24 protein-coding genes are annotated in these 23,571 nt (G+C 50.1%); 13 read left to right on the forward strand and 11 right to left on the reverse strand.

What is annotated here, in order from left to right:
- Positions 1-21: 21 nt before the first annotated feature.
- The 3 genes from AKG09_RS06590 to murI form a co-directional block, all read right to left on the reverse strand.
- Positions 22-1,026, reverse strand: a complete 1,005-nt coding sequence (locus AKG09_RS06590; protein WP_054618659.1) for a quinone-dependent dihydroorotate dehydrogenase — start codon at positions 1,024-1,026, stop codon at positions 22-24.
- Positions 1,027-1,210: 184 nt separating this feature from the next.
- A complete protein-coding gene (locus AKG09_RS11900; RefSeq protein WP_156320810.1) occupies positions 1,211-1,378 on the reverse strand; it encodes a hypothetical protein in 168 nt (55 codons plus the stop codon).
- Between the two features lie 206 nt (positions 1,379-1,584).
- Positions 1,585-2,397, reverse strand: a complete 813-nt coding sequence (gene murI, locus AKG09_RS06595) for a glutamate racemase (RefSeq protein WP_054618660.1) — start codon at positions 2,395-2,397, stop codon at positions 1,585-1,587.
- A gap of 168 nt (positions 2,398-2,565) precedes the next feature.
- Here murI and tsaE point away from each other — a divergent pair, with 168 nt between their 5' ends.
- The 5 genes from tsaE (at position 2,566) to AKG09_RS06620 (ending at position 8,216) form a co-directional block, all read left to right on the forward strand.
- Entirely contained in the window at positions 2,566-3,039 is a 474-nt protein-coding gene (tsaE, locus tag AKG09_RS06600) for a tRNA (adenosine(37)-N6)-threonylcarbamoyltransferase complex ATPase subunit type 1 TsaE (protein ID WP_054618661.1), read from the forward strand.
- Entirely contained in the window at positions 3,024-4,295 is a 1,272-nt protein-coding gene (locus AKG09_RS06605; RefSeq protein WP_054618662.1) for an N-acetylmuramoyl-L-alanine amidase, read from the forward strand. Before tsaE ends, AKG09_RS06605 begins: the two co-directional genes overlap by 16 nt.
- Before the next feature lie 68 nt (positions 4,296-4,363).
- Complete coding sequence (gene bioA / locus AKG09_RS06610; protein ID WP_054618663.1) at positions 4,364-5,653, forward strand: adenosylmethionine--8-amino-7-oxononanoate transaminase; 1,290 nt, start codon at positions 4,364-4,366, stop codon at positions 5,651-5,653.
- Between the two features lies 1 nt (position 5,654).
- Positions 5,655-6,773 carry an 8-amino-7-oxononanoate synthase gene (locus tag AKG09_RS06615; protein WP_054618664.1) on the forward strand — a complete coding sequence of 373 codons (1,119 nt, stop codon included), beginning with the start codon at positions 5,655-5,657 and terminating at the stop codon, positions 6,771-6,773.
- Positions 6,774-7,070: 297 nt separating this feature from the next.
- Positions 7,071-8,216, forward strand: a complete 1,146-nt coding sequence (locus tag AKG09_RS06620) for an iron-containing alcohol dehydrogenase (RefSeq protein ID WP_054618665.1) — start codon at positions 7,071-7,073, stop codon at positions 8,214-8,216.
- Positions 8,217-8,412: 196 nt separating this feature from the next.
- Here AKG09_RS06620 and AKG09_RS06625 read toward each other — a convergent pair whose 3' ends face one another.
- Positions 8,413-8,889, reverse strand: coding sequence for a peptidylprolyl isomerase (locus AKG09_RS06625; RefSeq protein WP_054618666.1), 477 nt, complete (start codon positions 8,887-8,889; stop codon positions 8,413-8,415).
- Positions 8,890-9,496: 607 nt separating this feature from the next.
- Here AKG09_RS06625 and AKG09_RS06630 point away from each other — a divergent pair.
- From AKG09_RS06630 to rnhA, 4 genes are all read left to right on the forward strand, one after another.
- Positions 9,497-9,805, forward strand: a complete 309-nt coding sequence (locus tag AKG09_RS06630; protein WP_054618667.1) for a hypothetical protein — start codon at positions 9,497-9,499, stop codon at positions 9,803-9,805.
- A 242-nt stretch (positions 9,806-10,047) separates the two neighbouring features.
- Positions 10,048-11,421 carry an FAD-binding oxidoreductase gene (locus AKG09_RS06635; RefSeq protein WP_054618668.1) on the forward strand — a complete coding sequence of 458 codons (1,374 nt, stop codon included), beginning with the start codon at positions 10,048-10,050 and terminating at the stop codon, positions 11,419-11,421.
- Between the two features lie 22 nt (positions 11,422-11,443).
- Positions 11,444-12,388 carry a TraB/GumN family protein gene (locus AKG09_RS06640; RefSeq protein ID WP_054618669.1) on the forward strand — a complete coding sequence of 315 codons (945 nt, stop codon included), beginning with the start codon at positions 11,444-11,446 and terminating at the stop codon, positions 12,386-12,388.
- 13 nt (positions 12,389-12,401) lie between these two features.
- Positions 12,402-12,842 carry a ribonuclease HI gene (gene rnhA / locus AKG09_RS06645; protein ID WP_054618670.1) on the forward strand — a complete coding sequence of 147 codons (441 nt, stop codon included), beginning with the start codon at positions 12,402-12,404 and terminating at the stop codon, positions 12,840-12,842.
- 91 nt (positions 12,843-12,933) lie between these two features.
- Here the strand turns inward: rnhA and clpP are convergent, their stop codons facing one another.
- The 5 genes from clpP to AKG09_RS06670 form a co-directional block, all read right to left on the reverse strand.
- Positions 12,934-13,572: an ATP-dependent Clp endopeptidase proteolytic subunit ClpP gene (gene clpP, locus AKG09_RS06650; protein ID WP_054618671.1), complete on the reverse strand. Its 639-nt coding sequence runs from the start codon at positions 13,570-13,572 to the stop codon at positions 12,934-12,936.
- 94 nt (positions 13,573-13,666) lie between these two features.
- The gene (tig, locus tag AKG09_RS06655) at positions 13,667-14,980 is read right to left on the reverse strand and encodes a trigger factor (protein WP_054618672.1); all 1,314 of its coding nucleotides are present in this window, start codon (positions 14,978-14,980) and stop codon (positions 13,667-13,669) included.
- A gap of 200 nt (positions 14,981-15,180) precedes the next feature.
- Positions 15,181-16,044, reverse strand: a complete 864-nt coding sequence (locus AKG09_RS06660) for a DUF1853 family protein (protein WP_054618673.1) — start codon at positions 16,042-16,044, stop codon at positions 15,181-15,183.
- A gap of 59 nt (positions 16,045-16,103) precedes the next feature.
- Complete coding sequence (locus AKG09_RS06665) at positions 16,104-17,381, reverse strand: surface lipoprotein assembly modifier (RefSeq protein WP_054618674.1); 1,278 nt, start codon at positions 17,379-17,381, stop codon at positions 16,104-16,106.
- A gap of 172 nt (positions 17,382-17,553) precedes the next feature.
- Positions 17,554-18,972 carry a DEAD/DEAH box helicase gene (locus AKG09_RS06670; RefSeq protein ID WP_369814089.1) on the reverse strand — a complete coding sequence of 473 codons (1,419 nt, stop codon included), beginning with the start codon at positions 18,970-18,972 and terminating at the stop codon, positions 17,554-17,556.
- Between the two features lie 363 nt (positions 18,973-19,335).
- On the opposite strand from AKG09_RS06670, the gene AKG09_RS06675 reads away from it, so the two are divergent.
- The 3 genes from AKG09_RS06675 to AKG09_RS06685 all read left to right on the forward strand — a co-directional run bounded on the left by AKG09_RS06675 (position 19,336) and on the right by AKG09_RS06685 (position 21,129).
- Complete coding sequence (locus AKG09_RS06675) at positions 19,336-19,575, forward strand: hypothetical protein (protein ID WP_231623911.1); 240 nt, start codon at positions 19,336-19,338, stop codon at positions 19,573-19,575.
- Between the two features lie 228 nt (positions 19,576-19,803).
- Entirely contained in the window at positions 19,804-20,409 is a 606-nt protein-coding gene (locus AKG09_RS06680) for a glutathione S-transferase family protein (protein WP_054618676.1), read from the forward strand.
- 9 nt (positions 20,410-20,418) lie between these two features.
- Entirely contained in the window at positions 20,419-21,129 is a 711-nt protein-coding gene (locus AKG09_RS06685; RefSeq protein WP_054618677.1) for a YafY family protein, read from the forward strand.
- 96 nt (positions 21,130-21,225) lie between these two features.
- Here the strand turns inward: AKG09_RS06685 and AKG09_RS06690 are convergent, their stop codons facing one another.
- The gene (locus tag AKG09_RS06690; RefSeq protein WP_054618678.1) at positions 21,226-21,627 is read right to left on the reverse strand and encodes a hypothetical protein; all 402 of its coding nucleotides are present in this window, start codon (positions 21,625-21,627) and stop codon (positions 21,226-21,228) included.
- A 72-nt stretch (positions 21,628-21,699) separates the two neighbouring features.
- Positions 21,700-22,500, reverse strand: coding sequence for an RNA methyltransferase (locus tag AKG09_RS06695; RefSeq protein WP_054618679.1), 801 nt, complete (start codon positions 22,498-22,500; stop codon positions 21,700-21,702).
- 209 nt (positions 22,501-22,709) lie between these two features.
- Here AKG09_RS06695 and AKG09_RS06700 point away from each other — a divergent pair, with 209 nt between their 5' ends.
- Entirely contained in the window at positions 22,710-23,498 is a 789-nt protein-coding gene (locus AKG09_RS06700) for an inositol monophosphatase family protein (RefSeq protein ID WP_054618680.1), read from the forward strand.
- Positions 23,499-23,571 lie beyond the last annotated feature (73 nt).

Raw genomic sequence — 23,571 nt, forward strand, 5'->3', positions numbered from 1 at the left:
GTTATTCATCTCCCAAATGCTTTAACGGCAAGCCCGTAAGCACTCTTTCACCAGTTCCGACCCGCGGTAAACCAAGCCGCTATACACTTGTACTGCGGCAGCACCCAACCGCATTTTCTCCGCCGCATCGCCGCCCTGCATAATGCCGCCCACGCCGATCACCGGCAGTTTGCCGTCAATCTGTGCCACCAATTCTTTCAACACGGCATTGCTTTTTTCCCGAACCGGCCGGCCGCTCAAGCCGCCGGCTTCGTTTGCCTGTTTGTGGTTGCCCAGAATGGTTTTGTCTATGGTGGTATTGGTGGCGATGATGCCGTCCATTTCCACTTGTTTTACCACATGGACAATGTCGGCGATTTGTGCGTCATCCAAATCAGGCGCGATTTTCACGGCCAGCGGTACATATTTGCTGTGCTGCGCGGCCAGATTGGCCTGCTTGTTTTTCAAAGCTTCGAGCAGCGCACTTAATTCGTCGCCTCCCTGCAGCGCGCGCAGGTTTTTTGTGTTAGGCGAGGATATGTTTACGGTGATATAGCTTGCATGCGGATAGGCTTTTTCCAGGCAGATTAAATAGTCATCGGCGGCCTGTTCAATCGGGGTAACGGCATTTTTGCCGATATTGATACCTAAGATTCCTTGAAATTTGCTGCGTTGAATATTGCGTATCATCGCGTCGATGCCGTGATTGTTGAAACCCATGCGGTTGATTATTGCCATATGCTCCGGCACACGGAACAGGCGCGGCTTGGGGTTGCCTTCTTGCGGTTTGGGCGTAACCGTGCCGATTTCGATAAAACCGAAACCTAATGCGGCCAACGCGTCAATGTGTTCGCCGTTTTTATCCAAACCGGCCGCCAAACCGACGGGATTGGGCAGGCTCAAACCCATAAGCCGGGTGGGGTTGGTTTGATTGTCGGTTTTGCCGAGTATACCGAGACGGTAGGCCTTGTCCAATGCGGCCAGCGTAAAATGGTGGGCTTTTTCGGCATCGGTTTGAAACAGAAACGGTCGCAAAAATGAATACATGGCACTTGGCTTTCATAAAGAAACAGGATAAGCACATTTTAACCGAATAATGCCCGTCTGAAACGGCTTTCAGACAGGCATTATTACTGCTTCGGCGAATCAATTCAAAACAGTTCCTTCGCCGCAGCGCAATAAAAAACCGGATTCTCAAAAGAATCCGGATTCAGCAAATCCTTGCGGCTGCTTATTTTTTCTTCAGGGTAGCAGGTGCGCTAGCAGCATCTACAGGCGCGCTGGCAGCGTCAACAGGAGCGCTGGCAGAACCTACTTTTACAGGTACATCGCCTTTAGGAGCAGCCAAAACCACACCAGACACTAAAGCAGCAGCAACGATAGCAACATATTTTTTCATAAGTTCTTCCTTCTCTATTAAAGTTACAATTCACATTTTTTGATAAAACAACATAAAACTTATGCTATTTGCAAGATAAGAATGTATTCAGAGTAAAAAGTTCCTGTTTTTTCAGATTTAAACGGTTTTTACATTTCCCAAGCCATACCCAAACAATAATGCCTGTCTGAATAATTTCAGACAGGCATTATTGTAGAAACAACAGCTTATCCCAAGCTTACCATCTCCAATTGTTCTAAGCTTCTACCCAAAAAACGCTCCCCGATTGTTTGGAAACGTAAAGGAATATCGCTCACATAAAAACGGTAATCTGCCTGCATACCGCCATTATCATTGAGCAAACCGTTCTGCGCCAACGCCTGCGCGGTCGCTTCGGCAGTGGTTAAAGCCGAATCCACCAGCGTGATGCCCGGCGCTTCCTCGCGCAAAAGCGGCTTGAGCAGCGGATAATGCGTACAGCCCAACACCAGCGTATCAATGTCTTCCGCCAAGAGCGGTTTCAGATATTCGCGTGCCGTGAGGCGGGTTACCTCATGATCGAGCCAGCCTTCTTCCACCAGCGGCACAAACAAAGGGCAGGCCTGCGACTGCACGCGCGTTTGCGGATTGTGCAAATGAATGGCGCGGGCATAGGCATTGCTGTTGACCGTGGTGTTGGTGGCAATCACGCCGATACGGTTGGTTTTCGTAACCGCAAGCGCCGCTTCCGCGCCGGCGGTAATCACATCCAGCACCGGCATATTGCCTGCCATCTGGCGCACACGCTGGCCTGCCACCGCAGCAATGGTGTTGCACGCAATCACCAGCGCCTTCACTTCGTTTTGCAGCAGAAAATCGACAATCTGCGCCGTAAACGTTTCAATCGTGGCACGCGATTTCACGCCATACGGCACGCGCGCGGTGTCGCCGAAATAAACAATATTTTCCATCGGCAAACGCTCCATCAGCGCGCGCACTACGGTAAGCCCGCCCACGCCGGAATCAAATACACCGATAGGACGCTGGTTGATTGTGTTCATAAATTCGCTCTTAACTTTTCAGCAGCAAGACAAACGGTTAATCGGAAAGCTGCTATTGTACACCGATTCGCCGACGCAATTTTAATCAAATTTAGCAATCGGCAAGGGTTTGCAAAGCGTGCCAATTCACGCATAATTAGCATTTTATAAAGTTTCAACCTATTACATATGGCGTTTTCCCAACCACACACCGTTTTTCTGCCCGATGAAGCGGCTACCGCCGCACTGGGCGCCGCATTCGCCCCGGCGTTAACGGCGCCTTTGGTGGTTTATCTTCAAGGCAGTTTGGGGGCAGGGAAAACTACATTCACACGCGGCCTTTTGCGCGGCACAGGCTATACCGGCACGGTAAAAAGCCCCACATACGCCTTAGTCGAATCTTATCCGCTGGATAAATTCACCCTGCACCATTTCGACCTCTACCGCTTTGCCTCACCCGAAGAATGGGAAGACGCCGGGCTGGACGAGCTTTTCGGCACCGACAGCGTGTGCCTGATCGAATGGCCGCAACAAGGCGGTGCACTGGTGCCCGCGGCCGACATTACCGTAAATATCGAGCATCAGGAAACCGGCAGATTGTGCACGCTAACCGCCCACACCGCTGCCGGCCGGCAAAGTTTGGAAACATGGAAAAAAAATTAACCCGCCGCCAAATCGTCCGAGGCGCAGCAGCCAGCCTGCTTTTAAGTGTGTCGCCTATTGCCTTGGGCAAAAAGGCCGCACCGCAATTTATTGCCGTGCGCATTTGGCCTGCCAGCGCCTATACCCGCCTCACCATCGAAGCCAGCCAGCGGCTCGAATACAAATTCTTCACGCTGGATAACCCGCGCCGCCTGGTTATCGACATCAGCGGCGTTACGCTCAACAGCGCGTTGCAAGGGCTGGGCAGCAAAGTCCAAAGCAACGACCCGTATATTTCCGGCATCCGCGCGGGGCAGAACTCGTCTAACGTAGTGCGCGTGGTAATTGATTTGAAAACAGCGGTCAACCCGCAGGTATTCGGCCTGAATCCGGTCGCCAATTTCAAACACCGCCTGGTGGTCGACCTCTACCCGACCGTCGCACCTGATGCACGCGACCCTTTGATGGCGCTTTTGGAAGACTATTCGCAAGGCAAAATCACCAACCAAGGTACCGGCAGCGGAACGCCGCCCGTGCAGCAGCCCGACACCGCCGATTACGAACCTTCCGCACCATCCAGAGGCAGGAAGCGCCAAGCCATTGTGGTGCTTGATCCCGGGCATGGCGGTGAGGATCCGGGCGCAATCGGCCCGAGCGGCCTGCGTGAGAAAGACGTGGTGCTCGCCATTGCACGCATGGCTAAAAAACGATTGGATTCAATGGGCTATAAAACTTACCTCACGCGTAACGAAGATGTATTCATACCGTTGGGCGTGCGTGTGGCCAAAGCGCGCAAATTGAAAGCCGACGTATTCGTTTCCATTCACGCCGACGCTTTCACCAGCCCCAGCGCACGCGGCACAGGTGTGTATGCGCTCAGTACCAAAGGCGCCACCAGCGCGGCGGCCAAGTTCCTCGCTCAAACACAGAACAATGCCGACTTAATCGGCGGTGTACGCTCCGCAGGCAACCGCCACGTCGACAACACCATTCTCGACATGACCCAAACCGTAACCAACAAAGACAGCCTCATCCTAGGCGAGGGCGTACTGGGCGAGCTGGGCAAGCATAACAAACTGCACAAAGGCCATGTCGACCGCGCCAACTTCGCTGTGTTGCGCGCGCCGGATATTCCATCGATTCTGGTGGAAACCGCGTTTATCTCCAACCCGACCGAAGAGCGTATGCTGGCGGGCAACAATTTCCGCGAAAAGTGCGCCGATGCCATTTCCGGCGGCATCAAATCCTATCTGGCAAAAGCAGTATTACGCCGTTAACCTTCTGAAACACCAATGCCTGTCTGAACATTTTTCAGACAGGCATTTGCTATATAAACCTGACTTTTATGACTCCCGAACATCTGCTCCACATCGACCGCGAACACATTTGGCACCCCTACGCAGCCATGCCCAACACCCTGCCCGTGTATCCCGTTTCACACGCGCAAGGCTGCACGCTCACGCTGACCGACGGCACGCAGTTGATAGACGGCATGTCATCATGGTGGGCCGTCATCCACGGCTACAACCACCCCCGCCTGAACGCCGCCGCGCAGGCGCAGCTGGAAAAAATGTCGCATGTGATGTTTGGCGGGCTGACTCACGAACCTGCCACACGTTTGGCAGAGAAACTCGTTACCCTGCTGCCGGAAAGTCTGAACACTATTTTCTTTGCCGACAGCGGCTCCGTCGCCGTAGAAGTGGCCATGAAAATGGCATTGCAATATCAGCAGGCAAAAGGCCTGTCTGAAAAGCGCCGCTTCGCCGCCGTCCGCTCCGGCTACCACGGCGATACTTGGCACGCCATGTCGGTGTGCGACCCCGTTACCGGCATGCACGGCCTGTTTGGCAGCAGCCTGCCCGTGCAATATTTCCTGCCCCAACCCGCCGCACGTTTTCACCAACCCTGGCAGCCCAAAAGCATGACGCCTTTGCGCAACCTGCTGACCGAACATGCCGACACCATCGCCGCGCTGATTTTAGAGCCCATCGTGCAAGGCGCCGGCGGTATGTATTTCTATCATCCCGAATATCTGCGCCAAGCCCGCCTCCTGTGCGACGAACACGGCGTGTTGCTGATATTCGACGAAATCGCTACCGGCTTCGGCCGTACCGGCAAGCTGTTTGCCCTTGAACACGCTGCCACCACACCCGACATCATCACGCTCGGCAAAGGGCTGACCGGTGGTTATCTCACGCTGTCCGCCACCGTTACTACCAAACAAGTGGCACACACCATCAGCCGAAGCGCCTCATCCTGTCTGATGCACGGCCCCACCTTTATGGCCAACCCACTGGCCTGCGCCATTGCCGCCGAAAGCATAGACCTGCTAATCGAAAGCGGTTGGCAAAACCGAGTCAACGCCATCGAGGCCTGTCTGAAAACCTTGCTCGCGCCTGCGGCACACTGGCCTATGGTGAACGACGTGCGCGTGCTGGGCGCCATCGGTGTGATTGAACTAAACGAACCGGTAAAGATGCACACTTTACAGCCCCGCTTCGTTGCCAACGGCGTGTGGGTACGGCCGTTTGGCAAACTGGTTTACATCATGCCGCCTTTTACCATCAGCCAAGAAGAGCTTGCCCGCTTGGCAGAGGGCTTGCTCAAATCATTGCAGCAAGAATACGGGGTGTAGCATGCAATATTTCCAAAGCCGGCTCGAACAATTGGCGGCGCAAAACCAACTGCGCCGCCTTTCCCGCATTCCCGAGTGCCGCCTCAATTGCAGCAGCAACGATTATCTCGGTTTAAGCCGATCCGCCGAATTACAAACCGAGTTCCTCAATCGTTTTTCAGACAGGCATTTGCCTGCATTCGGCAGCACCTCATCCCGCCTGCTCACCGGTAATTCCGAATATCACGAAGCGCTCGAAGCCACGCTTCAACAAGCCTACGGCCGCCCCGCCCTGCTCTTCAACAGCGGCTACCACGCCAATATCGGCATCCTGCCCGCCATCGCCGACAAACACACATTGATTCTGGCCGACAAACTGGTACACGCCAGCCTGATAGACGGCACCCGCTTATCCGGCGCACCCTACAAACGCTTCCGTCATAACGACACCGTCCAACTCGCCCGCCTGCTTAACGAGCATGCCGCCGAATACCGCCATATCATCGTCGTAACCGAAAGCATTTTCAGCATGGATGGCGATTTCGCCCCACTCGCCGAACTCGTCCGCCTTAAAAACCAATACAATAATATATTGATTTATTTAGATGAAGCTCATGCCGTGGGTGTGTACGGCACAAGCGGCTTAGGGTTGGCGGAACACGATGCCTGTCTGAAAAGCATTGATATTTTAGTCGGCACTTTCGGCAAAGCCGCCGCCTCAATCGGCGCTTATGCCATTTGCAACAATACTTTGAAAACCTACCTCATCAACACCATGCGCCCGCTGATTTTCAGCACCGCCCTGCCACCGATAAACGCAGCATGGTCGGATTTCGTGTTTCAAAAATTCCCTTTGTGGCAAGCAAAACGCTTACACCTCAACCACATCTCAACCAAATTAAGAACCGCCGTCCGGCAACGCGGCCTGCCCATGCCCAGCCAAAGCAATGTTGTGCCCTATATAGTCGGCAGCAATCGAAAAGCCGAACAACTGGCGGCACAGCTGCAACAACAAGGCTGCTACGTTTTACCCATCCGCCCGCCCACCGTTCCGCCCAACACCGCCCGCCTGCGCTTTTCGCTAACCGCCGATATGCAGGAAAGCGATATCGATTGGCTGATTTCTTTATTGCCTGCCTGAAAAAGTGTGGAGCCAAACAGTGTAACCACTAATAATTTTCACTTTAATAAACAATTATTTTTGATTATCTACCCCCAAGAAATAACATCTTTCGAATAATAAAATTTTGATATAAAAATGCGTTCAATCGCTTATTTAAAATAAATAAATTGCGAATTTACCCCTTATCCGAGGAATCGGCTTGCAGATTGCATCTCCTTGTGGCACCTTGAGCACATCAATGCAAAACAGTAAGCTATAGAAACGCATTGATTATTAAACAGATTAATTTATAAAAACTACACAAGGAGCAAAACAATGGCAACACAATTCTTCATGCCCGTACAAAACATTTTGGGCGCCAACGCCTTAGCGGAAGCAATGGACGTTATTGCTGCTCTCGGTTTGAAAAAAGCCCTGATTATTACCGATTCCGGCTTGAGCAAGCTCGGCGTTGCAGAGCAAATCGGCAGCCTGTTGAAAGGCAAAGGCATCGACTATGCCGTATTCGACAAAGCCCAACCCAACCCAACCGTATCCAATGTAAACGCCGGTTTGGAGCAGCTGAAAAATTCAGGTGCCGAGTTTATCGTTTCTTTGGGCGGCGGTTCGTCACACGACTGTGCCAAAGCGGTTGCAATCGTAGCGGCAAACGGCGGCAAAATCGAAGATTACGAAGGCCTGAATAAAGCCAAAAAACCCCAGTTACCCCTGATTTCCATCAACACGACCGCCGGCACAGCATCCGAGATGACCCGCTTTGCCGTCATTACCGACGAATCGCGCCATGTGAAAATGGCCATCGTTGATAAAAACGTTACACCCCTGCTATCGGTAAACGATCCTTCTTTAATGGAAAACATGCCTGCGCCGCTAACCGCCGCCACAGGTATGGACGCATTAACCCACGCCGTAGAAGCCTACGTTTCAACCGGCGCTTCCCCCATCACCGATGCCTGCGCGGTGAAAGCCATCGAGCTGATTGCCCGCTACCTGCCCACCGCAGTACACGAGCCGAAAAACAAAGAAGCGCGCGAACAAATGGCTTATGCGCAATTCTTGGCCGGCATGGCGTTTAACAACGCTTCATTAGGTTATGTACACGCCATGGCTCACCAGTTGGGCGGTTTCTACGACTTACCTCACGGCGTTTGTAACGCCCTGCTGCTGCCGCATGTGGAGCGCTTCAACCAACAAGCCGCCAAAGAGCGTTTGGATGAGATCGGCGAAATCTTGTGCAAAAACAACAAAGATCTTTCCGGCTTGGATGTAATCGACGCCATCACCAAACTGGCGCACATTGTAGGTATTCCTAAATCACTAAAAGAATTGGGTGTGAAAGAGGAAGACTTCGATGTATTGGCCGACAACGCATTAAAAGACGTGTGCGGCTTAACCAATCCGATTCAAGCCGACAAGCAACAAATCATCGGCATTTATCAGGCCGCGTTTGATCCCGCATAAAGTTTCAAACGGTTTCTACCCGAAATACCTTAACTCCTAACTATTACCTGCCAAATGCCTATGGATTTGGCAGGCTTTTTATTGACCGCACAACAAACAATGCCTGTCTGAAAACTTTCAGACAGGCATTGTTCAAACTTAAATATCCGTTTAATCAAAAAGCATTCGAACGCGCTGACATTAAACGGTTTAACAATTAATGATGATGGCCGTGTTCGCCATGCACATGACCGTGTTCGATTTCTTCGGCAGTAGCCGGGCGAACATCCTCAACCGTGGCTTTAAAGCGGATTTTCATACCGGCCAAAGGATGGTTTCCATCCATCACCACTTTACCGTCTGCCACATCTGTTACACGGAACACAATCACACCAAATTCCGGATCATCCGCTTCAAACATCATGCCTACTTCAGGTTTAGTAGGAAGCACATCGGCATGCTCAATACGAACCAATTGAGCATCTTGCTCGCCAAACGCCTCATCCGGCTGCATGACCACATCTACCGTATCACCTACTTTTTTCTCGTGCAGCGCTTCTTCCACCAAAGGGAAAATACCATCATATCCACCGTGCAAATAAGCAATCGGCTCTTCGGTTTTATCAATTAATTGATCATTGGCATCAAACATCTCATAATGCAGCGTTACCACAGTGTCTTTTACAATACTCATCTGTATATATTCCCTCGGTATTAATTTAGGTTTGAGCACGCATTGTAACACACCCCAACCAATAAACACGATGTCATATAAAGCAAAGCTTTTTCAGTAATTTGTTATATTCCGTATCAGTATCCAAATGAAGATTCAACCATAATTAAGGGCTGCTTAGCAGTAAAAAACAAGATGCTATTAAATAGCCATAATATTCCTATATTATTGTGTTTTATTATTGTGTTTGTTATGCTATAAACTGCTGTTGCCAATCAACAACACAATCTATGCAAAGACTGCTGTTTTATTTCATGACAGCATAATTTTACACTTCATCACAACAAAATAAACTATTGAAATTAATCGATAAAAAAATATCAATTCTGTAAATATGAAATTATTTCACTTAAACAGGGAACTCTTGAGGCCTTATTACTGACTAATCTGCCATAATCCAAAATTAAGCACGTTTACTTGAACTGATTGCATTGCAATCAGCGCTCGTGCATAATTACGGAAAATTCAGTAATGAATTTGTAATCAAATTTAGTTAGGCATTTAATATGTTTAACCTTTTGATGGTTTTAACTCCCTTAATTGATCAAATAAGAGAAGGTACATTAAAATGAAAAAAACTTTGTTTGCTGCTGCCCTGATGTCTTTGGCTTTGGCTGCCTGCGACACTAACAAACCGGCTACCCAAGCTGCTAGTGAAGCTGCTGCTTCTGCCGCTTCCGTAGCTGAAACTGCCGCTGCTTCTGCCGCTTCTACAGCTGAAACCACTGCTGCTTCTGCTGCTTCTACTGCTGATGCTGCCGCTTCTAAAGTTGAAGCTGCTGCTGATGCTGCCGCTTCTAAAGTTGAAGCTGTTGCCGATGCTGCCGCTTCTAAAGTTGAAGCCGCTGCTGCTTCTGTTGCTTCAGCTACTAAATAAGCAAGTGCATATTATTCTTTAAGTTTTTAAGAATAAACAAAAACGGAATGCTTTAAAAAGCATTCCGTTTTTGTTTTCAGACAGGCATCCAATTTATAAAGCCGAAAACTGAATACTACCTAAGCGGTAAAGCAAAACTGTAGGACATCAAGCTCTTAGCCATTCAAATGTCTGTCTAAAAAACTTGAGCTTTCAACCCTCTATCTATTAATATGACGGTTTTATCCCACAGAACACACTCCATGCCCGTCAGCAACCCTTTCTCTAGCCTTAAAAACCTGCTGGACGCATCTGAAATAGTAACCGACCCCATTCCCCTGCTCACAGACCAGCGTAGCCGCTACACCGGTTCGGCCGATATCGTACTGCAACCTAAAAGCATTGAAAACGTGCAAAAAATCATGCGCTTTTGTTTTGAACACAAAATTCCCGTTACCCCGCAAGGCGGTAATACCGGATTATGCGGCGCAGCGGTTCCAAATGGCGGTGTACTTTTGAATTTAAGCAAACTTAACCGCATCCGCGATATCAACCTTGCCGACAACAGCATAACCGTTGATGCGGGCTGCATCCTGAAAACCGTACAAGAAACCGCCGAAAAAGCAGGTCGGCTTTTCCCGTTGAGCTTGGCCAGTGAAGGCTCCTGCCAAATCGGCGGCAACATTGCCTGCAATGCGGGCGGGCTGAATGTTTTACGTTACGGCGCGATGCGCGATCTGGTTATCGGTTTGGAAGTTGTACTACCTGCTGGTGAACTCATTGAGCATCTTACCCCTTTGCACAAAAATACCACCGGCTATGATTTGCGCCATTTATTTATCGGCAGCGAAGGCACATTAGGCATTATTACAGGCGCCACGCTTAAGCTGTTTGCCCGCCATCAGAGCAGATCCACTGCTTGGGTGGGCATACCTGATATAAAATCCGCCGTACGTCTTCTGTCTCTTGTACAAGCCAGCTTTGCCGAACGCTTAATCAGCTATGAGCTCATCAGCAATTTTGCATTAACATTGTCTTCAGAATTCAGCAAACTCAGCCCGCCCACCCAAGCGCCTTGGCATGTGTTAATTGAATTGGCCGATTCTCTACCCCATCAGAATTTGGACGACATCCTGGCCGAATTTCTTTATGAACAAGGCTTTGAGAATGCCGTATTGGCGCATTCCGAAGCAGAGCGTATGGATTTATGGATTTTGCGTGAAAATATTTCCGCTTCCCAACGCAGGCTCGGTGCCAACATCAAACACGATATTGCTCTGCCGATTAAACATACCGCCGAATTTATCGAACGTTGCGCTGCAGCTTTAAAAGCGGCTTACCCCGAAATCCAAATCGTCGTATTCGGCCATCTGGGCGACGGCAGCCTACATTACAATACCTTCCTGCCGCAGGTTTTAAGTAACGAAGTGTATCGATACGAAGATGCCATTAATACCATCGTTTACAATCATGTTATTGATTTAGAAGGAACCATTGCTGCAGAACACGGCATCGGCCAAGTGAAAAACCAATGGCTGCCACAAGTACGCTCTAAGGCTGAAATTGATTTGATGCGTGCTATAAAGGCTCAGCTTGACCCTCACAACATCCTTAACCCAGGAAAACTGCTTCCCTAATTTTCAGACAGGCATTACGAACATGTTTAAAAAGCTCACTCTTCTCTGCACCTTACTGGCCGGTAGCGCGTTAGCTTCGGCTTTCAACTGGTACACGCCCGAAATAACCAGCCGCTTATGGAAAATCAGTAAAACCGGACAACCTGATTCCTATCTGGTCGGCACATTCCATATCGGCACAGCCCAACACGGCACACTGCCGCCCAAACTCGACAATATCGTCAAACAAAGCGATTTATTCATTTCCGAAGTGATCGTCCCCATCAAACCCAATCGGACGCTCACCAAAGACATCCAAGCCATGCAGAAGCAAATGTTTGACTTCAGCGGCAACACACTCAGCCAAAAAATCGGCAACCACCGCGTTCAACTGCTGACACAGCGCTTAAACAGCGCGCCCAAACTCAGCGCGTTCACCCAAAATATCGAACGAGCCGAGCCGTGGGCCGCCATGATGATGGATATGAATATCCGCCCCCAAGGCTATGAATCCGAATACGGCGTGGACTATCTGCTGAGTCAAGCCGCAATCCGCCACAACATCAAACGTGACAGCTTGGAGCGCTACACGGAGCTTCCCTATCATTTCAAAAAATTGCCCTTGTCCCGCATCATCGAGCAAATGGATTTTTCGGAGCGCTATAAAAAAGAAAGCCACGACATACTAATCAAAATGTCCGGCTTATATTACGATAAAAACTATGCCGAATTATTCCGTTTCAACGCCGATTACAACCGCTACAACCATATTCCCGATTTCCCCAAAGAAAGCATTCGCTTTTGGCAGGGCTGGCTGGAGCAGGATTTGCTTGTTTCCCGCAACCAAAAATGGATACCTAAACTCTTACAGGTATTGCCCAATCAAAAAACTCTGGTTGCCGTGGGTGCAGCGCATCTGGTCGACGACAGCGGCTTGATTCTCCAACTTCGCCGACACGGTTACACGGTAGAACCTATCGCAGAATAACCCAAAGCACACCATGGATAAAACCGTATATCTTTATACAGACGGCGCTTGCAAAGGCAACCCCGGCGCAGGCGGCTGGGGCGTATTATTACGCTACGGCAGTCACGAAAAAGAACTGTTTGGCGGCGCAGCTGAAACCACTAACAACCGTATGGAGCTTACCGCCGTTATCGAAGGGCTTAAAACCCTCAAACGACGTTGCCGTGTGGTCATCTGCACTGATTCGCAATATGTCAAAAACGGCATGGAAAACTGGATACACGGCTGGAAAAAAAACGGCTGGAAAACTTCTGCCAAAAAACCGGTTAAAAACGAAGATTTATGGCGCGAGCTTGATTTACTGATCAGCGGGCATGAAGTAGCATGGCAATGGATTAAAGGCCATGCAGGGCATCCTGAAAACGAACGTGCCGATGAACTGGCTAATAAAGGAGCTGCACAGTTTTTAAGCTGAATAGATAAACAATGCCTGTCTGAAAGTTTTGGCTTCTAAGAAGTTTCGCTTTCAGACAGGCATTGTTTTTGAAAAGCAGGCGCTTTAACACCTATTGATTTGCAATCGCCTTAACCGCATCCTCACGGCTCTCAATCACTTGATCAATCAAACCGTATTCTTTGGCCGCTTCAGCCGACATAAAATTATCACGGTCAGTATCGCGCTCCACCTTTTCTAAAGGTTGGCCGGTATGCTTCGCCAGGAAATAATTCAATTTTTCCTTAATTTTAATCAACTCGCGCGCATGAATTTCAATATCGGAAGCCTGACCGCCCAAACCGCCACTAATCAGCGGCTGATGAATCATAATCCGGCTATTGGGCAATGCAAAGCGCTTGCCTTTAGCACCGGCCGACAGCAAAAACGCACCCATACTGGCCGCTTGCCCCAAGCAAAGTGTCGACACATCGGGCTTAACAAAATTCATGGTGTCGAAAATCGACATACCGGCTGTTACCGAGCCGCCGGGTGAATTGATATAGAAATAGATGTCTTTATCCGGATTTTCGCTTTCCAAAAACAACATCTGGGCAACCACCAGATTGGCTGTGTGATCATTAACCGGACCTATCAAAAAAACAATGCGTTCTTTAAGCAAGCGTGAATAAATATCAAAAGCGCGCTCACCTCGACCGCTTTGTTCAATCACGGTAGGAATCAGGGTGTTGGCTGTAATTTCGGGAATCATCACAACTCCTTATTTAAAAAATCGGAAAGCACCAAAGCGTTGCCACTTCGGTGCTTTGTATTATTTCGGCACCGCTTGCGCGGCATAATCGGCCTTAAGCTTGTGCGCCCATTACTTCGTCAAACGACAAAGCTTTTTCATTCACTTTTGCCTTACCCAGCACATAATCCACCACATTGGCTTCCACGGCTAGAGAAGTCGGGCCTTGTAAACGTGATTTGTCTGCAAAATACCAATCAATCACTTCTTGCGGATCTTCATAGCTTTCTGCAAACTCGCTCACAATAGCTTTGATTTGTTCTTCGGTGGGTTCCAGTTTGTGCTCTTCCACCAAAGCAGCCAGAATCAGGCCCAGTTTTACACGGCGCTCTGCTTGCTCGTTAAACATTTCGGCAGGCAGATCCAGTTTGGCAGCATCGGCCATACCTTGGTTAACGAAGTTTTGTTTCATTTCCTCGGCCAAACGCTGGGCTTCTTCGCTCACCAATGCTTTCGGAACTTGCAAACCTTCGGTTGCAGCCAACAAGGCTTCCATAGCAGCTTCTTTGGTTTGCGCGTCAACGCGGCGCTTCACTTCACGCTCTACGTTTTTCTTCACTTCTTCACGCATTTTGGCTACATCGCCATCGGCAATGCCCAAAGCTTTGGCAAACTCTTCGTCCACTTCCGGCAATACCGGTTCAGACACGTTTTTCAATGTGATGGTAAACACAGCGGTTTTACCGGCTACGTCTTTACCGTGGTAATCTTCGGGGAAACTAACTTCCACGTCTTTTGCTTCGTTTTCTTTCATGCCCAAGATGCCGGCTTCAAATTCAGGCAGCATCTGACCCAAGCCTAAAACGAAAGGATAGTTTTGCGATGTACCGCCCTCAAACGCTACACCGTCGATTTTTCCTTCAAAATCAATAATCACACGGTCATCATTTTTCGCTTCGCGTTCAACGTGGTTATAGCGGGTACGTTGCTTACGCAGAATATCTACGGTTTTTTCTACTTCTTCATCGCCTACTTTGGCAGTTACTTTTTCAACTTCCTGAGCAGACAAATCACCTACTTTCACTTCAGGAAACACTTCAAAAACGGCAGCTACTTTGAGCGAATCTTTATCGTCTTGCTCTTCAACCGGCTCCAAACGGGGGAATCCGGCCACTTTCAATTCTTGCGCCACCACAGCATCATAAAATGCTTTTTGAGCCATTTCGTTCAACACTTCGTTTTGAACGCCAGCACCATACATGGACTCAACCATTTTCAAAGGTGCTTTACCCGGGCGGAAGCCATCAATACGCACACGGCGCGCGGTTTGTTTCAAACGCTTTTCCACTTCGGCATTCACTTCGCTCCAAGCCAGCGACAAGATGGCTTTGCGTTCTAAATTTTCTAATGTTTCAACAGTTACGCTCATCGTAAACCCTTAATTCTTTTTGTGTTAACAAGCAAGCAGGCGTTTGAGCCGCTTGAAAATATCCGTATGCCGCCCAAAGGCAGACAAAATTCAAAACGCAAATTGTATCATAATGTTGGTAAGAATGATACGGAAAACGGCAACGGCCTCGCGAGATGTCTTGTTGTTGGAAACCCTTTTCAGACAGGCATCAAGCTAAGCTATCCGGCCGGTTTCATTATGCGCAGAATTTCGTGCATCATGCCGTCCGGCCGTTTCTCCATCAAAGCAAATAACACATCAGATGATGATGTGATTGCCGAATTGTCGCAACATTGTTCGAGCCCCACTCTCGCCGGAGCAAGCCAATCCATTTGCGGCAAAATATAAAACAACGCCTCGTCTTTTAAAGGCAACACCTTTCCTGGCCCGAGATAACGCCCATGCCAACCGTTTGGGTTAAGCGGCGCCGACTGAAACGCTTGCCCCTCTGCGGCAAAACCCACTCCTCTCACTAGCGATACAGACAGGCATTTATCCGCCTCGATTCCGGCATCCCAAAGCGCAACTTTACCCGGCTCACAGGACGATAAAGCAAGCTGTTTTACCAACTTGGCCGCTTTGTCGGCCAGTCTGTCGGCGGCATTCAGGCCGACCATCTTGCTCGGATCGGCTTGAATGCTGCCATAATATTTACATGTTAATTCAATGTGATAGCATACACCATTAAGTTTTGCTGCATAATCCAGCGCACCTAAGGTCTGTTTACCGGATTCGTCCCGAACCGGCAAATTGCGCGCCAATAGCTGTGCATGCGGCGCACTGGCCAGCCAAAAAGCCAGCAAACTTTCGGCATAAAATCCCAAACGGTGTCCGAACGGCGCTTCGGCAGCCAGATGTTGTTTGAGTGGTTCCGGGTTGTTATCCAGCTCGAGCAAATAACGGAAGCCTTGTTCGCCCAATAGTTGGCGCACCGGCAATTCGCAGCCGGTTTCCCACAATGCGGGCGCGGTAAGAATGCTTGCCAGCGCACGTACATCTTTATCCGTAAGCCGCCACCACAGTGCGTCTAAAGCATAATTCATAATTATTCGGCTTAAATATCAAAGTTTTCAGACAGGCATAATATAGCCGGGAAAGAATCTTAAAATTTTTTTTCCAAACTCATAAACCATTGCGACTGCTCACGAGACGAAGAATCCACATTGCTGTCGATTTTGGAATAGCGGTAATCGATTTTAGGCGCTACGCCTTTCCAACGCCGCGGCTGGTAAGAAAGCGAGGCACTGGCATTGTATTCGTTGTCTTTCCTGCCGATGCCGTACAGCGGCTCCGAGTGGCTGAATTCGCGCCGGCCATACTGAACGGAAGCGCCTGCTTTAATGCCGCTTTCAAACTGGCGCGAGATACCGGTACGAAAGACTGTGCGGTCAGACGCACGTGTTTCGTTGCGCGTGAGATCGGCTCGGTAATCCGCACCTGCACTGATTGCCCATGCGCTATTGGGGCGCCATTCGGCAGTGCCGGATATGCTGTTGATGTTGCCATCATAATATTTTGCATGGTCGGGATTGTTATAACTGCGGTTGACGCTGGAAGCGGAAAGCGACACGCGCCAGTTATCGTTGAATTTATTATTGTATGCCGCAGATGCGCCGGTGTTGAGCGTGTATTTTTCGCTGCCCAGCCAGCTTTGTTCAGTGTATGGTGTAAACGACCAACTTTGTTTGCCTGCACTGCTGCGGTAGCCCGCGGCCAGGCGGACGGAACGGGTGCCACGGTCGTAATAATCCCAATAGTGCGTACCGCCGCTGGTCAGCCCTAGCCGCAGGCGGTGGTTGCCTTTCAGGCTGAAATCATGCTCGGCTCCCAGATTGTAGCGCAAAGCATCATTATTTTTGTCCGGATAACGGTCACCGGCAAGCAGTGTTTTTCGATCGCGCGGGATATACCCTTGATTATTGCGGACATGGCTCAGGCTGACAGGAAGCTGCCAAACATCGGATGCTTGCAAACGCTTGCCGAAATCACCGGCACGCGGTGCGGAGCGTGCGGCAGAAAGATTGTTGATCGTAGCCGCCCGGGCTTCCTGCCAATCAGGGCGTTGAGCCAACACGCGACGGTATAAGGCTTGCGCCTGCATATATTCGCCTTGGCTGCTGCGCCAGCGGGCTTCTGCATAATCTGCGAACACTTGATCAGCCAGAAAGCGGCTGCGGTATTGCTTAAGCAACTCGGGCATATTTTGCCAATCTTGTTTGGCAAGCGCGGCTTCCAGCTCGGATTTCAGCTCGCTATCGGAAGGTGGCGCAGCTTCTGTCTGGCGGTACGGCAAGTCCGAAGCTGGCCGTAATTCGCCATCCGCGGCAACAACTCCTCGGAACGAAGAAAATAAAATCAATAGCAAGACTGCACGCTTCATAACAAATATGCAAATAGGATTTTTAAAAAAGAATTGTGCCTAAAGCTTGGGCGTAACACAAGTATGTCGGATTTTCGGTTGTGAAACAGGGTTGTTTTAAGTTGGAAACCACAATAGAAATGCCTGTCTGAAAAGCTTTTCAGACAGGCATTCAGTATAAGTAAAAGACTGTTTACAAGCCGAAGTTAGGCTGCACCAGCGCACATTTTTGGCGTTCCCGGCGACTGCGGCGGCTGCGCCCCGCAATTTTGCCGCAGGCGGAACCGGCGTCTTTTTCTTCTGAGCGGCGACTGCGTGATTCGCTTCCTGAACCTGCTCGTTCGGCACGCTCGCTTCTCTCGCTTTTTTCACGGCGCGGGGTGCGTTGTTGCGTTTGGCTTTCTGCTGCATCATTGCCCCAACGCGGCTCGAAGCCCTCAATCCGTTCAAGAGGGATATCGTTGCCGGTCAGCGCTTTGATGGCTTCAAACATCTTCTGCTCGTTTTCACCCATCAAAGAAATCGCCACACCGTCGGCACCTGCGCGGCCTGTGCGGCCGATTCGGTGCACATAATCTTCCGGCTGGGTGGGCATTTCGTAGTTAATCACAAAAGGCAGCTCGGCAATATCCAAACCGCGTGCGGCAACATCGGTAGCCACCAGAACACGCAGACTGCCTTCTTTAAAAGCGTTCAGCGTTTCCAAACGGGTTTGCTGCGATTTGTCGCCGTGGATAGATTGGGCGGAAATCTCGCTGCGCACCAGATTGCGGGTAACTTGGTCAACGCTTTGCTTGGTTTTGCAGAACACGATCACTTGATTCATGTTCAAATCCACAATCAAACGCTCCAGCAAGCTGCGTTTTTTGGCGGTATCAACCGCGATCACGTGCTGCTCCACATTGGCATTGGTGGTGTTTTGCGCAGCCACTTCGATTTGCTCGGGGCGGTTCATAAAATCATTGGCCAGTTTGCGGATGGCCGGGGCGAAAGTGGCGGAAAACAGCAGGGTTTGCCGCGGTTTGGGCAGCATTTGCATGATGGTGCGGATATCGTCGATAAAGCCCATGTCCAACATACGGTCGGCTTCATCAAGCACCACGATTTCCACTTTGTTCAGATTGATGTTTTTTTGTTTGACGTGGTCAAGCAGGCGGCCGACGGTGGCCACGACGATTTCGCAGCCTGCGCGCAGCTCGGCGGTTTGCTTGTCCATGCTCACACCGCCGAATAAAACGGTATGGCGCAGCGGCAGGTTTTTGATATAGCCCTGCACGTTTTGGTCAATCTGGTCGGCCAACTCGCGTGTGGGCGTCAACACCAGCATGCGCACCGGATGCATGGCGGGCGAAGTGCTTGCTGTGGCATAGCGTTTCAGCCGCTCGAGGCTGGGCAGCATAAATGCGGCGGTTTTTCCGGTGCCGGTTTGGGCTGCGGCCAGCAAATCGTGGCCGGCCAAAGCTTTGGGAATGGCGGCTTCTTGAATGGGCGTGGGGGTTTCATAGCCCTGTTCGGTAAGTGCGGAAACGATTTCGCCGCCCAAGCCGAGTGCAGAAAATTGATTCACGTTGTTCTCCGTTGGAATAAGTGTTGTTACGCCTGATGCGCTGATAGGGAGAAAGTGAAATATTATGACACACTTTGCCTGTATCCGCCTGTATTGTGCTCAATTTGCTCAAGTATGCTCACTTTACTGGGTAGGCGCAAAGGTTAAATAATTCAAGGTATTGTTTTTATAACGCTTTCAGACAGGCATTATCCAGTTTTATAACATTTCTTTTCATTTTATTACTCATATTGGTTTTCAATATATTTTTCCAGAAATAGCAGGCACTTAAATGTATTTCGGCAGCCGCTGCGGCCAATTTTTACACTGACCCAAAGAAACTAATAGCCAATGCCGCACTCTGAAAACGAAGTGTTTACGAAGATAAGTAAACCTTGATATTTCAAACCAAATGAAGGAACTGTGATTATGATGAATAAAATGCTGATTGCCGCTATCTCTGCCGGCCTGATGCTGAGCGCCTGCTCTTCGATGGGCGGCAAAGACAAAGCTCAGGCTAAAGAACAAGCGCCTCAAGCCAGCGTAGAGCAGGCTTTACAAGAGTGTAAACAAACTGTTGGCCAAACTGCCGACCGCGCCGCTTTCGACGCTTGTATGAAATCTAAAGGTTTCGAGCGTCCGGCTCCTCAGGCTCCGGCTCAACCTTAAGCCGAACCTAAAAAAATCGTGTGTGCAAACAGCCCTGTTCCTCCGGCAGGGCTGTTTGTTTTGCCGTATTTGGAACGGAGCAATGCCTGTCTGACAGCGTTTCAGACAGGCATTGCTTAATCAACACCATACTTGTGCAACGATACTCCTGACAGAAACTGACACATCCTGTTTTTATAATGCCTGTCTGAAAAACTTTTACAAACAGACATAGCAAGGAGGCAGCATATGAAAACATTCACGCTTTACACCGTTAACCCGTCGCGCGGCAGCATGGTTCGCTGGATGCTTGAAGAATGCGGCGCGGATTATGATACGGTTACCATGTCGTTGGGTGAGGATTTGAAAACACCCGAGTATCTGGCTGTCAACCCGATGGGCAAAGTGCCTGCGCTCAAGCACAAAGGCGAAGTGCTCACCGAAACCGTCGGTATCATCACTTACCTTGCCGAGCAATTTCCTGAAAAACACCTGATTCCCGAAGCAGGCTCGGTTGAACGCGGGCAATATTACCGCTGGCTGTGTCTCTCGCTACATCTGGAATACGCGGCGGTGGATAAATGGCGCGGTATCAGCAACAATGATATGCAGCAGCAAAGTATAGGCTATGGCGACTTAAACACTGTTTTAAATACCCTGCGCCAACATCTGCAAGGCAGAGAATATATGATAGGCAGCCGCTTCAGTGCGCTGGATATTTATTACAGCGGCCTGTTGGAATGGTTGATTGCCCACACACAAATCATCCCTGCCGAACCTGTGTTTACCAAATATATGTCGCGCCATCTTGCGCGCCCTGCATTTGCCCGAGTGCAGGAATTGGAAAAACCGTAAAACCACACTATGACCCGCTCCGAACGCCTGCTGATTCTGCTGCACCTTCTGCGGCAAAGCCGCTACCCTGTTTCCGCCGACCAGCTTGCGGCGCAACTGGATATCAGTGCACGCACGGTTTACCGCGATATTGAAACGCTGCGGGCTCAAGGTGCGGAAATCGAAGGCGGCGCGGGCGTGGGCTTTGTGTTGCAGAAAGCGGGCTTTGTGCTGCCGCCTTTGATGTTTGACGAGAACGAAATCGAAGCGGTAGTGTTGGGCATGCGCTGGGTGGTGGCCAATGCAGACGGCGCATTGGCCGAATCGGCCAAATCCGCGTTAAACAAAATAGACGCAGCGCTACCGCAAAGCCTGTCTGAAACACTGGGCAAGCAAGCGCTCTACCCTGCTTCTGCCTGCCAAAACAGCTATTCCGAGCAAGAACATTCTATTTTGGAAACCATCCGGTTCGCCCTGAGAACCAACCGTCGCTTGTCTTTCGACTATACCGACGTTCATCAGCATACCAGCCGCCGCACCGTTTGGCCGCTGGCAGTGGGTTATTTCAACGAGGCACGCCTGCTGGTTGCCTGGTGCGAACTGAGGCAGGATTACCGCCACTTCCGCCCCGACCGCATCACCCATGTACGCGCCGGCGACACGTACCCTACCCCGCGCAAAATCCTGCTCGACGAATGGCAGCGCAGAGAAGGCGTGGATTTGCAGGAATTCGATTTCTGATAAAATCTCCACTCAAAAACGCAATGCCTGTCTGAAAAACTTTCAGACAGGCATTGAGATTATCAGTCTTTGTGTACCATGCAGCTTGGAGCCGGTTTACCCCCAAGCACCATCAATCTTTTTACGCCCTTTCCTAAACCAAAACACATAGCTCACCGGCAACCAAAGCAAAGCCAACATGCCGCCAAACAAAAAGCCCAAGTCCGGCGCAATCATCTTCCCGCCCCACACATACAAGGCCACGGTAATCACCACACTGTAAAACAGCCATGCGCCGATATTAAGCAGCCAATAATTGCGCACGTTCACTTTCGGGTTCCACACCAGCCAAATCAGGCTGTAAATACTGGTTAAAAAACCGCCTGCCGCATAAGCGACCATCAGGTAATCTCTCGGGCGGGGGAACAGATTCATGGATAGGGTTACACCCCAAATCACAGCCATGGGAATCGCATGCAGAATAACAATCGGCAGCAACAGCTTCAAACGGTTCATCATAATCAAGCCTGTATCTTCTGTTTAATCATCATCGGGCTGATGCCTGTCTGAAAGGTTTCAGACAGGCATGGCTTATTTCAGGTTTTTCTTTACTGTATTAAAAAAACCCCTCAGCAAATCAATATCTTCGGTTTCCGTTCCGGCACGCGCAAACAAACTCTGCATGCGGCGCATCATGCGCTCGCCGTTGCGGCGGTTGAAAAAGCCGATATCTTCCATCAAACTTTCCATATGCTTGACCATGCCCGCAATCTGCTCATGGGTAGCCGGATGGGTTTCCGCTGCAAGGTGGTCCATCGGCAAACCGACTTGGCTGAAGATTTCATAGCTCACTACCTGCACGGCTTGTGCCAGATTCAGTGAAAAATAATCCGGATTCCCGCTGATAGTCATCAGTCGGTTGCAGCATTGCACTTCTTCAATGCTCAAACCAAATGTTTCATTGCCAAATACCAAAGCCACTTTGTGCCCGGCCGCCGCCGTTTGCAGCAACTCAGGCGCCAACTCGCGCGGGGTTTGCAGCGGCGCAGTCAGCTCGCGCTTACGGCTGGTCAGCGCGCAGCTAATCACAGTATCCGATACGGCTTCTTCCAAAGTGGCAAAAATGCGCGCGTTTTCCAACACATCCACCGCGCCGGAAGCCAAAATAAAACTTTCCTCCGGCAATGTAAAACTTCGCGGGTCGGCCGCATCAAATTGCGGCGGTTCGGCCGTCATCGGCGTTTGCATCAATTGGGGGGCTACAAGATCCAGATGATGCAGGCCCATGGTTTTCATTGCGCGCGCAGCCGAACCGATATTGGCAGGATGGCTGGTGCGGGTTAATACGATGCGTATATTGCTCAGATAATCGGGAATAGTCGGTTTTGTCATTGTATCTAGTGGTTATTTTTCCAATCAGGCGTATAATACGGCTTTCAAACAGCAAAAGGCCAGCCGCCTGCGCTGAACCTGTTCTTTAAAAATCGTTAAACGTTTGCCCGCCCGTTATTCCCAAGCCGGCTTCTTAAAGCAATGACTGTTTTAAAATGATTCGGCTCTATTGTAACGGCTTGCCGCAATATTTTATATAGGATATCCCGATGAACCCGATTCTCAACACCGCTCTGAAAGCCGCCCGTAAAGCGGGCAGCATGATGACCCGCGCTTCCAATAATCTTTCCAACATCAAAATAGACAGCAAAGCGTTTAACGATTTTGTTTCCGATATCGACCGCGAGTCCGAGCGCATTCTGATTGAAACGCTCAAAGAAGCTTATCCCCATCATAAAATCACCACCGAAGAAACCGGCGCACACGGCAATGCCAAAGCCGAATACGAATGGATTATCGACCCTTTGGACGGCACTACCAATTATCTGCACGGCCATCCGCAATATGCAGTTTCTATGGCGCTGCTGCATAAAGGCCAGTTGCAGGAAGCCTTGGTGTTCGCCCCCGAACGCAACGATTTATACATGGCATCCCGCGGCCAAGGCGCGCTGTTAAACGACCGCCGCATCCGCGTTTCTTCCCGTATCGACTTAAACCAATGCCTAATCGGCACGGGCTTTCCCGTAGTCGACCAAAGCATGATGGATGATTATCTGAACATTCTGCGCGCTTTTCTGGAACGCACGGCAGGCGCACGCAGAGAAGGTGCCGCCTCACTGGATTTATGCGCACTGGCTTGCGGCCGCTTTGACGGTTTCTTCGAATTCAACCTGAAACCTTGGGATATTGCCGCCGGTGCACTGATTGCCAAAGAAGCCGGTGCCATCATCACCGATATGCAGGGCGAGCAAACTTGGCTGGAAACCGGTAACATCGTAGCCGCCAATCCGAAAGTTTTGGCGCAAATGCTGCACATTATCGGCGCACATCTGAAATAATTGAATAACTGCTCCGGTTCAAAAGGCTGTCTGAAATTGATTTTCAGACAGCCTTTTCCCACACGACGCCAAA

The organism is Neisseria sp. 83E34 (assembly GCF_001308015.1).
GTDB lineage: Bacteria > Pseudomonadota > Gammaproteobacteria > Burkholderiales > Neisseriaceae > Neisseria.

What these genes read in the sequence shown, in the direction of transcription:
- tig (WP_054618672.1), bottom strand. Translation starts at nt 14,980, where the DNA reads ATGAGCGTAACTGTTGAAACATTAGAAAATTTAGAACGCAAAGCCATC.
- AKG09_RS06680 (WP_054618676.1), top strand. Translation starts at nt 19,804, where the DNA reads ATGAAAACATTCACGCTTTACACCGTTAACCCGTCGCGCGGCAGCATG.
- AKG09_RS11900 (WP_156320810.1), bottom strand. Translation starts at nt 1,378, where the DNA reads ATGAAAAAATATGTTGCTATCGTTGCTGCTGCTTTAGTGTCTGGTGTG.
- AKG09_RS06630 (WP_054618667.1), top strand. Translation starts at nt 9,497, where the DNA reads ATGAAAAAAACTTTGTTTGCTGCTGCCCTGATGTCTTTGGCTTTGGCT.
- AKG09_RS06620 (WP_054618665.1), top strand. Translation starts at nt 7,071, where the DNA reads ATGGCAACACAATTCTTCATGCCCGTACAAAACATTTTGGGCGCCAAC.
- murI (WP_054618660.1), bottom strand. Translation starts at nt 2,397, where the DNA reads ATGAACACAATCAACCAGCGTCCTATCGGTGTATTTGATTCCGGCGTG.
- AKG09_RS06675 (WP_231623911.1), top strand. Translation starts at nt 19,336, where the DNA reads ATGATGAATAAAATGCTGATTGCCGCTATCTCTGCCGGCCTGATGCTG.
- AKG09_RS06665 (WP_054618674.1), bottom strand. Translation starts at nt 17,381, where the DNA reads ATGAAGCGTGCAGTCTTGCTATTGATTTTATTTTCTTCGTTCCGAGGA.
- AKG09_RS06700 (WP_054618680.1), top strand. Translation starts at nt 22,710, where the DNA reads ATGAACCCGATTCTCAACACCGCTCTGAAAGCCGCCCGTAAAGCGGGC.
- AKG09_RS06590 (WP_054618659.1), bottom strand. Translation starts at nt 1,026, where the DNA reads ATGTATTCATTTTTGCGACCGTTTCTGTTTCAAACCGATGCCGAAAAA.
- AKG09_RS06695 (WP_054618679.1), bottom strand. Translation starts at nt 22,500, where the DNA reads ATGACAAAACCGACTATTCCCGATTATCTGAGCAATATACGCATCGTA.
- AKG09_RS06685 (WP_054618677.1), top strand. Translation starts at nt 20,419, where the DNA reads ATGACCCGCTCCGAACGCCTGCTGATTCTGCTGCACCTTCTGCGGCAA.
- AKG09_RS06660 (WP_054618673.1), bottom strand. Translation starts at nt 16,044, where the DNA reads ATGAATTATGCTTTAGACGCACTGTGGTGGCGGCTTACGGATAAAGAT.
- AKG09_RS06690 (WP_054618678.1), bottom strand. Translation starts at nt 21,627, where the DNA reads ATGATGAACCGTTTGAAGCTGTTGCTGCCGATTGTTATTCTGCATGCG.
- AKG09_RS06625 (WP_054618666.1), bottom strand. Translation starts at nt 8,889, where the DNA reads ATGAGTATTGTAAAAGACACTGTGGTAACGCTGCATTATGAGATGTTT.
- AKG09_RS06605 (WP_054618662.1), top strand. Translation starts at nt 3,024, where the DNA reads ATGGAAAAAAAATTAACCCGCCGCCAAATCGTCCGAGGCGCAGCAGCC.
- bioA (WP_054618663.1), top strand. Translation starts at nt 4,364, where the DNA reads ATGACTCCCGAACATCTGCTCCACATCGACCGCGAACACATTTGGCAC.
- rnhA (WP_054618670.1), top strand. Translation starts at nt 12,402, where the DNA reads ATGGATAAAACCGTATATCTTTATACAGACGGCGCTTGCAAAGGCAAC.
- AKG09_RS06615 (WP_054618664.1), top strand. Translation starts at nt 5,655, where the DNA reads ATGCAATATTTCCAAAGCCGGCTCGAACAATTGGCGGCGCAAAACCAA.
- clpP (WP_054618671.1), bottom strand. Translation starts at nt 13,572, where the DNA reads ATGATTCCCGAAATTACAGCCAACACCCTGATTCCTACCGTGATTGAA.
- AKG09_RS06635 (WP_054618668.1), top strand. Translation starts at nt 10,048, where the DNA reads ATGCCCGTCAGCAACCCTTTCTCTAGCCTTAAAAACCTGCTGGACGCA.
- tsaE (WP_054618661.1), top strand. Translation starts at nt 2,566, where the DNA reads ATGGCGTTTTCCCAACCACACACCGTTTTTCTGCCCGATGAAGCGGCT.
- AKG09_RS06640 (WP_054618669.1), top strand. Translation starts at nt 11,444, where the DNA reads ATGTTTAAAAAGCTCACTCTTCTCTGCACCTTACTGGCCGGTAGCGCG.